This window comes from Actinomadura sp. NPDC048032, from assembly GCF_040653175.1.
GTDB lineage: Bacteria > Actinomycetota > Actinomycetes > Streptosporangiales > Streptosporangiaceae > Spirillospora > Spirillospora verrucosospora.
In genome coordinates, this window is sequence record NZ_JBEZJP010000225.1 from 1 (window position 1) to 12,530 (window position 12,530).

General features: G+C 74.7%; 12 protein-coding genes. 7 read left to right on the forward strand and 5 right to left on the reverse strand.

Going from position 1 to position 12,530, the window contains the following annotated elements:
* A partial coding sequence (locus AB0C69_RS25790) for an alpha/beta hydrolase (RefSeq protein WP_360357725.1) occupies positions 1 to 357 on the reverse strand: 357 nt, incomplete at its 3' end.
* Between the two features lie 117 nt (positions 358 to 474).
* Here AB0C69_RS25790 and AB0C69_RS25795 point away from each other — a divergent pair.
* Entirely contained in the window at positions 475 to 1,848 is a 1,374-nt protein-coding gene (locus AB0C69_RS25795; protein WP_360357726.1) for an amidohydrolase family protein, read from the forward strand.
* Positions 1,849 to 1,859: 11 nt separating this feature from the next.
* On the opposite strand, the gene AB0C69_RS25800 is transcribed toward AB0C69_RS25795, so the two are convergent.
* Entirely contained in the window at positions 1,860 to 2,855 is a 996-nt protein-coding gene (locus tag AB0C69_RS25800) for an aldo/keto reductase (protein ID WP_360357728.1), read from the reverse strand.
* Positions 2,856 to 2,957: 102 nt separating this feature from the next.
* Here AB0C69_RS25800 and AB0C69_RS25805 point away from each other — a divergent pair, with 102 nt between their 5' ends.
* Positions 2,958 to 3,944, forward strand: a complete 987-nt coding sequence (locus AB0C69_RS25805; protein WP_360357730.1) for a methyltransferase dimerization domain-containing protein — start codon at positions 2,958 to 2,960, stop codon at positions 3,942 to 3,944.
* Positions 3,941 to 4,678 (forward strand): SDR family NAD(P)-dependent oxidoreductase, encoded by a 738-nt coding sequence (locus tag AB0C69_RS25810; RefSeq protein ID WP_345176235.1) that lies wholly within the window; start codon positions 3,941 to 3,943, stop codon positions 4,676 to 4,678. The genes AB0C69_RS25805 and AB0C69_RS25810 overlap by 4 nt, the downstream gene beginning before the upstream one ends.
* 95 nt (positions 4,679 to 4,773) lie before the next feature.
* Here AB0C69_RS25810 and AB0C69_RS25815 read toward each other — a convergent pair whose 3' ends face one another.
* Together AB0C69_RS25815 and AB0C69_RS25820 are read right to left on the reverse strand one after the other, a co-directional pair.
* A complete protein-coding gene (locus tag AB0C69_RS25815; RefSeq protein ID WP_360357732.1) occupies positions 4,774 to 5,454 on the reverse strand; it encodes a GntR family transcriptional regulator in 681 nt (226 codons plus the stop codon).
* A 52-nt stretch (positions 5,455 to 5,506) separates the two neighbouring features.
* Entirely contained in the window at positions 5,507 to 6,238 is a 732-nt protein-coding gene (locus AB0C69_RS25820) for an alpha/beta fold hydrolase (protein WP_360357734.1), read from the reverse strand.
* 203 nt (positions 6,239 to 6,441) lie between these two features.
* Here AB0C69_RS25820 and AB0C69_RS25825 point away from each other — a divergent pair, with 203 nt between their 5' ends.
* From AB0C69_RS25825 to hpaD, 4 genes are all read left to right on the forward strand, one after another.
* A complete protein-coding gene (locus AB0C69_RS25825) occupies positions 6,442 to 7,872 on the forward strand; it encodes a fumarylacetoacetate hydrolase family protein (RefSeq protein WP_360357736.1) in 1,431 nt (476 codons plus the stop codon).
* A 77-nt stretch (positions 7,873 to 7,949) separates the two neighbouring features.
* On the forward strand, positions 7,950 to 8,870 hold the full coding sequence (gene dapA, locus AB0C69_RS25830) for a 4-hydroxy-tetrahydrodipicolinate synthase (protein WP_360357738.1): 921 nt from the start codon (positions 7,950 to 7,952) through the stop codon (positions 8,868 to 8,870).
* A gap of 42 nt (positions 8,871 to 8,912) precedes the next feature.
* Complete coding sequence (hpaE, locus tag AB0C69_RS25835) at positions 8,913 to 10,421, forward strand: 5-carboxymethyl-2-hydroxymuconate semialdehyde dehydrogenase (protein WP_345176247.1); 1,509 nt, start codon at positions 8,913 to 8,915, stop codon at positions 10,419 to 10,421.
* Positions 10,418 to 11,431, forward strand: a complete 1,014-nt coding sequence (gene hpaD, locus AB0C69_RS25840) for a 3,4-dihydroxyphenylacetate 2,3-dioxygenase (protein WP_345176249.1) — start codon at positions 10,418 to 10,420, stop codon at positions 11,429 to 11,431. The genes hpaE and hpaD overlap by 4 nt, the downstream gene beginning before the upstream one ends.
* Positions 11,432 to 11,449: 18 nt before the next feature.
* Here the strand turns inward: hpaD and AB0C69_RS25845 are convergent.
* Positions 11,450 to 12,530: DNA polymerase IV (locus tag AB0C69_RS25845; protein ID WP_360357739.1), on the reverse strand; the 1,081-nt coding region annotated here is incomplete at its 5' end.

Genomic DNA, 12,530 nt, shown 5'->3' on the forward strand with positions numbered 1-12,530 from the left:
CTCGGGGGCCAGCCGGTAGTGGACGGACATCACCACGGCGCCCGCGGCGGCGCAGACGGCGCGGCAGGAGTACTCGTTCTCGTCGAGGCCGCCGATCGTCCACCCGCCCCCGTGGAACCAGACGAACGCCGGGAAGGGGCCCTCCCCCTCGGGGGTGTAGACCCGGACGGGGATGTCGCCGGCCGGGCCGGGGATCGCGGTGTCGGCCACGGAGCCCACGGGCGGGAGGTCGTCCGGCACCGCCCACATCCGGCGGAACCCCTCCCGCATGGCCGCCGCGTCCAGCGGGGCGCCGCCGCTCGGGTCCTCGGCGGGGGTGCGGTCGATGATCCGCTGCGCCTCGGGATCCAGGGGCATCGTTTACCTCCGAAGGCCCGGTGTGCCCGCGCCTCCCGGCCGGGCACTCCAAAATCGTATCTGATTCCGTGTACGTTAATTGCAGCCCATCGACGGTGTCCAGAGTTGGAGCACGATATGCCGGATGTTTCCGCCGCCGACCTCGTCCTGACCGGTGGCCGGGTCCACACGGTCGACGCCCGCGACCGCATCGCGCAGGCGGTCGCCGTGCGCGGCGGCCGCATCGCCCGCGTGGGCACGGCGGGCGAGGTCGCGCCCCTGATCGGCCCCCGGACCCGCGTCGTCCGGCTGGACGGCCGCTCGGTGCTGCCGGGCATCAACGACTCGCACCTGCACGGAGTGTGGCTCGGCGCCATGTGGCCGAACCTGCTGATGGACCAGCTGGCCGCCTCCGGCGGGCACGCGCACCAGGCGCCGTCCCGGCTGGAGACCGCCGGGGACCGGCGCCGCGCGATCCTGCGCACCGCCGACCTGCTGGCCTCGCTCGGGATCACCAGCTACACCGAGCCCGGCCTCGGCCCGGGCGAGGACGGCGGCCCGAGCGGCTGCTTCGGCTCGGACGCCCTGCACGACTACGCCGACCTGGCCGCCGAGGGCCGGCTGAAGGCCCGCGTCACCGCGCTGATGCTGTTCGGGGAGCTGGACGGCCGCAGCACGGCGGAGGATCTGCTGGGGGGCCTGCGCGACTTCAGGCCGCCCGCCGGCGTCCCGGGCCGGTTCCGGGTCGCGGGCGTGAAGATCTTCGCCGACGGCATCCCCCCGATGCGCAGCGCCTGGACCGACCGCCCCTACACCGACGGCTCGCACGGCGCCCTGCTGGTCGACGGCGGCTCCGACGCCGAGCGGGAGGCGGCCCTGCGGACGATGATCGACGCGGCGCACGACGCCGGGCACCAGATCGGCGTGCACGCCACGGGCGACCGCGCGACGCGCGTCGTGGCGGACGCGCTCGCGGCGGCCCTGGCCCGGGACGGCCGGGACGCCCGGCACTACGTCATCCACGGCGACCTGCTCTCCCCCGCGACGCTGACCGTCCTCGCCTCGAACCGGATCGGGCTGAACACCCAGGCGGGCATCCCGGTGGCCACCGAGCCGATGCTCGCGGCGGCGCTCGGGCAGGACGCCCTGCGGGACGCCTGGCCGCTGCGGGACGCGCTCGACGCGGGCGTCCCGCTGTGCCTCAGCTCCGACTCCCCCGTCCTCACCCCGGACTGGCGCGCGGGGATGGCCGCGGCGGTCACCCGCCGCGGCCTCGACGGCTCCGTGCGGGGCGCGGCGCAGCGGCTCGCGGTGGCCGAGGCCCTGCGCGCGTACACCGCCGCGCCCGCCCGGCAGGACGGGGAGGAGGACGTCAAGGGCTCCGTCGAGCCGGGCAAGGCCGCCGACCTGTGCGTGCTCGGCGGCGACCTGTTCGGCGTGGAGCCCCGGGACCTGCCCTCGCTGCCGGTGACGATGACCGTCCTCGACGGCGAGGTCGTCTACGAGGCCTAGGGCGCGCGGCGTCAGGCGCGAACGGGGGCGTCGGCGCCCCACGACGCCGACGGGTCGACCACGTCCCTGTCCAGCCACAGCCCGGCGAGGGCGGCGCGCAGCTCGTCGCCGCGCCGGGCGCACAGGGCCAGGGCGGCGAGGTTGTCCTCCAGCTGCGCCGCCCTCGTGACCCCGACCAGGACGTTCGCCACCGCGGGGTTGGCCAGGCAGTAGGCGATGGAGAGCTGCGCGGGCGTGGCGCCGAACCGGTCGGCGATCCTCCGGACCTCGGGCACGACGGCGCGGATCCGGTCGCGGATCCCTCCCGGGTCGGCGCCGATCTTGCGCTCGGGGTGCGGCTTTCCGGCGAGGATGCCGCCCTCCAGGACGTCCGAGGCCTGCAGGGCGAGGCCCTCGCCGGTGAACAGCCCGCCGAAGGGCGCCCCCTCGGGCACCGAGCGGCGGACCAGGCTGTACTTCAGCTGGGCGAACGAGGGCGGCACGAGGCCCTCGGAGGCGGCGAAACGGCAGGCGAACAGCACGTCACCGGCAGACCAGTTGTTGACGCCCCAGTGCGCGAACCTGCCCGCGCGGACCTGCTCCGCCACGTCCGTCACCACGGCGCGCAGGTCGGGGCGCTCCGCGAAGTCGCCGACCACGACCATGTCGGCACGGTCGACGCCGATCCGGCCGAGGGAGACCTGCATCTGTTCGGCGAACGAGGACGCGGGGTACTCCCAGAGCCAGAGCTTGCCGCACAGCAGATAGTCCTCGCGCGCGAGCCCGGCGTCGCGGACGGCCTGCCCGAACAGCACGTCCGTCTGGGCGTTCTCCGCGTGCGGGCCGAAGTCGTAGTGGGCGACGTCGAACAGGTCGACGCCGCGGTCGACGGCGAGGCGCAGCAGCTCGGCCGCGTCGTCGCGGTCCATGCGATCCCAGGTGTTCCAGGAGCCGAGCGCCAGGAGCGGGACCTCCGGTCCGCCCACGCCGAGGCGCCTGCGCGGCGCCCGTTCTGCGAACTCCATCATGACCTCCGATGAGGAAGATCGGCCGTGGGCCGGGCCCCCTGGCCGCTGACGCAACGATCGTATAGCATCTGGCATATTCTTACCGCGAAGGAGACCACTTCCATGGCGCATTCCTCACCGGACCCCTCGGGCATCCTCGGCGTCGCCACCGGCTACATGGCCGCCAAGCAGCTGTTCGCGGCGAGCGAGGCGGGCGTGTTCGCCGCGCTCGCGGGCGGGCCGGCCACCGCGGCCGAGCTGGCCGGCCGGGCGGGGATGCCGGAGCGCACCGCCCGGATCCTCGGCGACGCGCTCGCCGGCCTCGGACTGCTGGCGCGGGAGAGCGGCCGCTACGCCAACTCCCCCGCCGCCGCTGCCTACCTGTCCGGCGAGGGCGACGGCGTCGACCTGCGCCCCTTCCTGGCCTTCCTGGACGCGATCAGCTACCCGCACTGGCTCGGCTTCGGCGCCACCGCGGCCAGCGCCGAGCCGCGGCCCCTGGACCTCGCCGGCGACCGGATGCAGACGTTCATGAACGGCGTGATGACCTACAACGCGCTGCACGCCAGGATGCTCGCGGAGAACTTCGACTTCACCCGGTACTCCCGGATCCTGGACTACGGCGGCCTGTCCGCCGCGTTCCTCGTCGAGGCGCTCCGCTCGGCCCGGCAGGCGCACGGGACGTTCCTCGCGCCCGGCCAGTTCACCGGGTTCGCCCGCAAGGCCCTGCTCGACGCCGGGCTCGGCGGGCGCAGCGAGGTCGTGGAAGCCGACCCGCTCACCGGCGACGTCCCCGAGGGGTTCGACCTCGTCCTGCTGGAGCACGTCGTCCACCGCTTCGACGCCGAGCGGAACCAGGAGATGATCCGGCGGGCCCGGAGCGCCGCGGCCCCCGGCGGCACGCTCGTCCTGCTCGACTTCTTCCTGGACGACGACCCCGACCAGCGGGTCATCGACGCGCTGCACGCGGGCGAGTACCTCGTCATCGACGGCACCGTCGTCTATCCCGAGGCCGAGGTGCGCGGCTGGCTGACCGCCGCGGGCTGGGAGCCGGTGGAGACCCGCGCCCTGCCCGCCAGCCCCCGCGTCATCATCGCGGAGGCCCGGTGAGCGCCGGGCGCGCCGTCCTCGTCACCGGCGGCGCCAGCGGCATCGGCCGCGCCGTCGCCGCCGCGTTCGCCGCGGCCGGCGACCGGGTGGCGATCGCCGACCGGGACGCCGGAGCCGCCGCGCGCGCCGCCGGGGAACTGGGCGTCCGCGCCGTCGCCATGGACGTCACCGACGCCGGCTCCGTCTCCGCCGGGGTCGCCGAGGCGACCGGGGCGCTCGGCCCGATCGAGGTGCTGGTCAACAACGCCGGCGTGGTGGCGGGCGGCGGCCCGCTGACCTCCCTGCCCCTGGAGGTGTTCGACACGGTCGTCGCGGTCAACCTGCGCGGCACGTTCACCGTCACCCAGGCGGTCGCCGGCCAGATGATCGAGAACGGCACGCGCGGCCGCATCGTCAACATCAGCTCGATCGGCGCCCGCCAGCCCACCGCGGGCCTCGGCCACTACGAGGCCACCAAGGCGGCCGTGGACGCCCTCACCCGCACCGCCGCCCTGGAGCTCGCCGGCCACGGCATCCGGGTCAACGGCGTCGCGCCGGGGCCCGTCCACACGCCGATGACGGCCGGGCTGATGGACGACCCGCAGGCCCGCGCCGCCTGGGAGTCCCGCATTCCGCTCGGCAGGATCGCCACGACCGGCGACATCGCCCCCCTGGTGCTGTTCCTCGCCTCCGGCCAGGCCGACCACATCACCGGCGCGGTGATCCAGGTGGACGGCGGCCAGTTGCTCGTGTAGCCGCGCGGAGCACGCCGGCCCGCGCCGGCGTCCGGGACCCGAACGCGCCGTTCCCCATCACTCGCCCGGTGGGAACGGCGCGTTCGGCTCTCAGGTCACTTGTGCGGGACGGGGTGCGCGCTGTGGAGGGCGTCGGCGGTGGCGTTCTTGTGCGCGCAGGCGATGCGCTCGATCTCGGCCGGGTCGCCGCCGCCGGCGATGAGGTCGAGGATGTGCCCGTGCTCGACCACGGAGCGGCGGGCGCGGCCGGGGACGTAGCTGAAGGTCGAGCGGCGCATGTGGTCCAGCCGCGTCCACTCGGCCTCGAGCAGGGAGCGCAGGTGCGCGTCCGGGCAGTGCTCGTAGATCGAGAAGTGGAACTCGCGGTTGAGCGCGGTGAACGCGGTCGGGTCGAACTCCTCCAGCGCCTCCACCATCCGGTCGTTGATCTTGCGGGAGGCGTCGATGTGCGCGGCCGTCATGAGCGGCGCGGAGATCGCGGTGGCGTAGCCCTCCAGCCGGGCGAGGATCTGCAGCGTGTGCTCGACCTGCTCGGCGTCGAAGACCGCGACGCGGGCGCCGACGTTGCGCACCACCTCCACGAGCCCGTCGGACTGCAGCCGGCGCAGCGCCTCGCGCAGCGGGATCGTGCTGACCCCGGTCTCCTGGGCGAGCTGGTTGATCACCAGCCGGTATCCGGGCACGTAGGTGCCTTCGAGGATGCGCGACCGCAGCAGCTCGTAGCAGAACTCGGCCTTGCTCTCCTTGGTCTGGTCCTGCTTCTTCGCGGCACTCACCCGGTTCTCCTCATCCTCGGCCCGCGCCCCCCGGACGTGTTCGCCGGCCCGGTCACCGCGACAGCGCGTCCAGGACGGCCACACGCCAGTGCGGCCCGCCCAGCACCTCGTGGTGGGCGCCGGGCACGGTGACCAGTTCCGCCTCGCCGAGCTCCTCGGCGAGCCGGCCGATTCCTCGTGTCAGCTCATCATTCTCTCCGACGACGAAGACGGGAAGAACCTTCGCGTTCCACGGACCGCCCTCGAACGGCGTCGCGCGCAGGCCCTCGACGCAGAGCGCGAGCCCGGCGGCGCGGTCGCCCTGCGCCCTGACCATGGCCGCGATGGCGCCGGTGAACGGGTCGTCGCACTCCGCGCCCTCGCGGACGGCGCGGCGGAACGCGTCGATGTCGACGGCGGTGAAGGGCTCGACAGGGCTCAACCCGCCGAGGACAGAGCGTTCCACCCGTCCCGGGGCGGCCGCCGGCAGCTCCCACGCGATCCTGGCGCCCAGGGAGTAGCCGACCACGTCGAACGTCCCGGCCCCCGCCCGGTCCACGGCGGACACCAGGGCGGCGGCGACCGCGGGCGCGCCGGCCTCGTCCGGCGAGGCCGGCGCCGGGCTCTCCCCGTGGCCGGGCAGGTCCGGGACGAGGACGGTCCGCCCGACGGCGGTCAGGGCGCCGACCATCCCGGTCTCGATCCAGTCGGCCCGCCCGTCGGAGCCGAAGCCGTGGACGAGCAGCACGGGCGGGGCGTCCGCCGGGCTGTCCGGCGTGAACGTGCGAACGGCGAGGTCGCGCATCCGTCAAGCACCTCCTAGAGGATTTCGCATACGATTTTCGATCATACTGCACGGGGGCTTCGTCTCCCGTCGCGTCCGGCCCTCGATTGGAACGATCGAAGTCGGGACGGTCCTGCCCTCGTCATCGTGCATGACTTCATATACGATTTCCTTGTGACCTCGTCCGCGGGGTCCGGCCCCGTCCCGTCACAGGAGAGAGCCCCGTGCCGCACCCCCTGGGCAACCGGCCCTCGAAGATCATCGCCGTGCACCTCAACTTCCCCTCCCGGGCGAGGGAGCGCGGCCGGATCCCCGCCGAGCCGTCCTACTTCCTCAAGCCGCCGTCCTCGCTCGCCGGGACGGGCGACCCGCTGAACCGCCCCGCGGGATGCGAGCTGATGACCTTCGAGGGCGAGATCGCCCTGGTCGTCGGGCGGCGCGCGCACCGCGTGGCGCCGGCGGACGCCTGGGAGCACGTCGGCTGGGTGACGGCCGCCAACGACGCCGGCGTCCACGACCTGCGCTACGCCGACCGGGGCTCCAACCTGCGCTCCAAGGGCTCGGACGGCTTCACCCCCATCGGCCCGCGGCTGCTCGACGCGCGGGACCTGGACCCGCGCGCGCTGCGCGTCCGCACCTGGGTGAACGGAGAGGTCGTCCAGGACGACACCAGCGACACCCTTCTGTTCCCCTTCGCCGACCTGGTCGCCGACCTCTCCCGGCTCGTCACCCTAGAAGCCGGGGACGTCATCCTCACCGGCACGCCCGCCGGCGCCTCGGTCGCCTCCCCCGGCGACGTCGTCGAGGTCGAGGTGACCGCAGGATCCGCCACCACCGGACGCCTGTCCAACCCGGTCGTGGACGCGGATCCGCTCCCCCAGTGGGGCGCCATGCCGAAGGTGGACGACGCCGTCCGGGCCGACGCCTGGGGCCCGGCCTACGTGCGCGAGCCCGTCCTGGACGAGGCGACCGCGGCCGCGCTGCGGAGCCTGTCGACCGCCACGCTCAGTGCCCAGATGCGCAAGCGCGGCCTGCAGCACATGTCCGTCGACGGCGTCCACCCGGCCGGCGGGGACGCGGTGAAGATGGTCGGGACCGCGCACACGCTGCGCTACCTGCCGCTCCGCGAGGACCTGTTCGAGCGGTACGGCGGCGGCATGAACGCCCAGAAGCGGGCCGTGGAGGAACTGCGTCCGGGCCAGGTGCTGGTCATGGACGCGCGCCGCGACGCCTCCTCCGGGACGATCGGCGACATCCTCGCGCTGCGGGCCCTGCGGCGCGGCGCGGCCGGGGTCGTGACCGACGGCGGGCTCCGCGACAGCGCCGCCGTGGCCGGACTGGACCTGCCGGTCTTCCACGCGGGCGCGCACCCGGCCGTGCTCGGGCGGCGCCACGTCCCCTGGGACACCGGGCTGCCGATCGCCTGCGGCGGCGCGCTCGTCCAGCCGGGCGACGTCCTGGTCGGCGACGCCGACGGCGTCGTCGTCATCCCGCCGGACCTCGTGCGCGGGCTCGCCGAGGACGCCGCCGAGCAGGAGGCGCAGGAGCGCTTCATCGCCGAGCGCGTCGCCGCCGGCGAGCCCGTCGAGGGCCTGTACCCGCTCGGTCCGCGCTGGCGGGGGGCCTACCTGGCCTGGCGCCGCGACGGGCGCTGACCCGCCCCCACAGCAGTACCCGACTCACAGCCGTACCCGACCACAGCCGAACCGCCCGCCAACCGAGGAGCGATGAGTTGAAGTTCCGCACCGATCCGGCCGCGATCCGCGGGTCGATCGCGCCCGTCGTCACACCGTTCACCGCGGAGGGCGGCGTCGACCACGACGCGCTGCGCGGGCTGATCCGCTGGCAGCTGGAGTCCGGCTCGCACGGGATCTCGCTGGGCGGCTCCACCGGGGAGCCGAGCAGCCAGACCGCCGCCGAGCGGATCGCGGCGATCCGCACCGCCGCCGGCGAGGTCGCGGACCGCGTCCCGTTCCTGCCCGGCACCGGCTCGGCCAAGCTGGAGGAGACGCTGGAGATCACCGCCGCGGCCCGCGACGCCGGCGCCGACGCCGCCCTGGTGATCACCCCGTACTACGCGCGGCCCACCCAGCAGGCCCTGTACGACTGGTACGCGGCCGTGGCGCGGGAGTTCCCCGACCTGCCACTGGTGATCTACAACGTGCCGTCCCGGACGGCCGTGGACATCGCGCCCGAGACCGTCCGCCGGCTGTTCGCCGACTTCGACAACGTCGTCGGGATCAAGGAGACGACCAAGGACTTCGAGCACTTCTCCCGCGTCCTGCACGCCTGCGGGCCCGAGCTGCTCGTCTGGTCCGGCATCGAGCTGCTGTGCCTGCCGCTGCTCGCCCTCGGCGGCGCCGGGTTCGTCAGCGCCGTCGCCAACCTCGCGCCCGCCGCGGTCGCCCGCATGTACGAGCTGTGGACGGCCGGCGACCACGCCGCCGCCCGCGACCTGCACTACCGGCTGCACCCCCTCGTGGACCTGCTGTTCGTCGAGACGAACCCGGCCCCCGCCAAGTGGGTGCTGGAGCGGCGGGGCCGCCTCCCCTCCGGACACGTCCGGCCGCCGCTCGCCCCGCCCTCCGCCGAGGCGCAGGCGCGCATCCGCGCGCTGCTCGACCAGGGCGGCGACCTCACCGCGGGGATCTGACCCCGCCGCCCAGCCTCCCGCACCGAACCGGAAGAGAGCACGATGCCCCTCCCCTCCTCCCCCGCCCGCCCGGCCGGGCTGCCGGACCGCATCCGGCACTGGATCGGCGGCGCCTTCGCCGACAGCGCCGACGGCGCGGTCTTCGACGTCGCCGACCCCGTGACCAACACCCCCTACGCCACCGCCGCGGCGGGCGGGGCCGCCGACGTCGACCGGGCCGTGGCCGCGGCCCGCGCGGCGTTCCCCGGCTGGGCCGCTCTCGGCAACCGCGAGCGCGCCTCGATCCTCGTCCGCGTCGCCGACGCCGTCGAGGCGCGCGAGGACCGGCTCGCCGAGCTGGAGTCCTTCGACTCCGGACTGCCGATCACCCAGGCCCGCGGCCAGGCCCGGCGCGCCGCCGAGAACTTCCGCTACTTCGCCGACGTGATCGTCGCGCTCGGCGAGGAGGCCTACCGGGTCGGCGACACCCAGCTCAACTACGTCGTCCGGACGCCCGCGGGCGTCGCCGGGCTGATCACCCCGTGGAACACCCCGTTCATGCTGGAGAGCTGGAAACTCGCCCCGGCGCTGGCGTCCGGCTGCACGCTCGTGCTGAAGCCCGCCGAGTGGACGCCGCTGTCGGCGGGCCTGTGGCCGGAGATCCTCACCGAGGCGGGCGTGCCCGCCGGGGTGGTCAACATCGTGCACGGCGTCGGCGAGGCCGCCGGGCAGGCGCTCGTCGACCACCCGGACGTGCCGCTGCTGTCGTTCACCGGCTCCACCGAGACCGGACGGCACATCATGCGGTGCTCCGCCGACGGCCTGAAAGCGCTGTCCATGGAGCTCGGCGGCAAGTCCCCCGTCGTCGTGTTCGCCGACGCCGACCTGGACGCCGCGCTCGACTCGGTCGTGTTCGGCGTCTTCTCGCTCAACGGGGAGCGCTGCACGGCCGGGTCCCGCGTGCTCGTGGAACGCCCCGTCTACGAGGAGTTCACCCGGCGGCTCGCCGAGCGCGCCGAGAAGGTGCGGGTCGGGCCGCCGTCCGACCCCGCCACCGAGGTCGGCGCCCTCGTCCACCCCGAGCACTACGCGCGGGTGCTGGAGTACGTCGAGGTCGGCCGGCGGGAGGGCCGGCTGATCGCGGGCGGCGGCCGCCCGGGGCACCTGCCGGAGGGCAACTACCTGCAGCCCGCCGTGTTCGCCGACGTCCCGCGGGACGCCCGGATCTTCCAGGAGGAGATCTTCGGCCCGGTCGTGGCCGTCGCGCCCTTCGACGACGAGGCCGAGGCGGTGGAGCTGGCCAACGCCACCCGCTACGGGCTCGCCGCCTACGTGTGGACCGACGACCTGCGCCGCGGCCACCGCATCGCCCACGGGGTCGCCTCGGGTATGGTCTGGATCAACTCGCACAACGTCCGTGACCTGCGCACTCCCTTCGGAGGGGTGAAGGACTCCGGGCTCGGCCGCGAGGGCGGCGCGCACAGCATCGACTTCTTCTCCGAATCCAAGATCGTGCACGTCATGCTCGGCGAGGTGCACACGCCCCGCTTCGGCGCCCAGGAGCCACGATGAACACACCCCCCGACGTGATCCGCTCCGCGTACGCGCAACTGGCCGTCACGGACCTGGCCGCCGCCCGCTGGTTCTGGGTCGACATGCTGGGCCTGCACGTCCAGCACGAGGACGCCGGCGCGCTGTACCTGCGCGGCACCGACGAGCTGACCCACCACTCCCTCGTCCTGCGCTCCGGGCCCGTCGCCGCCCTGGACCACATCGCCTACCGGGTCCGGACGCCCGAGGACGTCGACCGGGCCGAGCGGTTCTTCGCCTCCCTCGGCCGGCCCGTCCGGCGGGTCCCCGCCGGGGCCGGGACCCACGGGGTCGGGGACGCCGTCCGCGTCGTCGACCCGCTCGGCTTCACCGTGGAGTTCTTCCACGACATCGCCCGCGGGGAGCGCCTCATCCAGCGCTACGACCTGCACCGGGGCGCGCAGATCGCGCGCCTGGACCACTTCAACATCTGCACGCCCGACATCCCCGCCGCCTACGAGCACTACACGTCCCTCGGCTTCGGCTGCTCGGAGACGATCGAGGGCGACGAGCACGAGCTCTACGCGGCGTGGATGTACCGCAAGCAGACCGTGCACGACGTCGCGTTCACCGGCGGCGCCGGCCCCCGGCTGCACCACGTCGGGATGGCGACGCACGAGTCCCACCAGGTGCTGCGCACCGCCGACGTGTTCGGCTCGCTGCGCAAGGAGCACCACATCGAGCGCGGCCCCGGGCGGCACGGCGTGTCCAACGCCTTCTACGTGTACCTCCGCGACCCCGACGGGCACCGGGTCGAGATCTACACCTCGGACTACTACACGGGCGACCCGGACCACGAGACGTTCCGGTGGAACGTGCACGACGACCGCCGCCGCGACTTCTGGGGCAACGCGGTGATCGAGTCCTGGTACAAGGAGGCCAGCCCCGTCCTCGACCTGGACGGCCGCCTCCAGCCGATCGCGGAGTCGGCGCTGGACGAGTCCGCCGTCCAGGTCGGCGCGGACGGCCTCGGGATCGTCGAGCCGTCCTGACCGCGGGGGCGCGCCGTCTCAGTCGGGAAGCAGCGGCACCGGGTCGCCCTGGTCCCGGCCGAGGAGCACGGCGCGGGTGATGGCGGACTGGCCGAACCGGTCGCGGACGCCGTCGACCGCGCCGTCCACCGCCATCGCCTGGTCGAACGGCAGGGTGAGCTGGACGGCGCCGTCGTCGTGCAGGTTGCCCAGCGAGAGGCCGATCAGCGTCAGGCCGCGCTCGTCGATCACCGGGCGGGCGGCGGCGAGCAGGCCCCGCGCCGCCGCCAGGAGCACGGGGGTCTCGGCGGTGGCCTGGGCCAGCGTGTGCGAGCGCGTGGCCCGGGCGTAGTCGCCGAACCGCAGCCGGAGGGTGACCGTCCGGCAGACGCGGCGGGCCTTGCGCAGCCGCCCGCCGAGCCGGTCGGCCAGCCCGACGAGCATCGCGTCCAGCTCCGCCGCCGACCGGGCACGGCGGCCGAGCGCCCGCTGCGCCCCCATCGACCGCCGCCGCACGCCCGTCCGCACGGGACGCGGGTCGCGGTTGTGCGCCAGCGCGTACAGGTGGCGGCCCGCCCCCGGGCCGAGCATCGACACCAGCGTGGACTCCGGCATCGCGGCCACGTCCCCGACCGTCGTCACGCCGAACCCGGCGAGCTTGGCCGCCGTCGCGGGCCCCACGCCCCACAGCCGCCGCACCGGCAGCGGGCGCAGGAACTCCAGCTCGCCGTCCGGCGGCACCACCAGCAGCCCGTCGGGCTTGGCGACGCCGCTGGCGACCTTGGCGAGGAACTTGGTGCGCGCGACCCCGACCGTGATCGGCAGCCCGACCTCCTCGGCGATCTCGCGCCGCAGCCGGACGGCCACCTCCGGCGGGGGGCGGCGCAGCCCGTCGGCGTCGAGGAACGCCTCGTCGATCGACAGGCCCTCCACCAGCGGCGTCGTGGCCCGGAACACCGCGAAGACCGCCTTGCTCGCCGCGCTGTAGGCGCTCATGCGCGGCCGGACGACGACCGCCCGCGGGCACAGCCGGCGGGCCTGCCCGCCGCTCATCGCCGTCCGCACGCCGCACGCCCTGGCCTCGTAGCTCGCCGCCAGCACCACGCCCATCCCGACGATC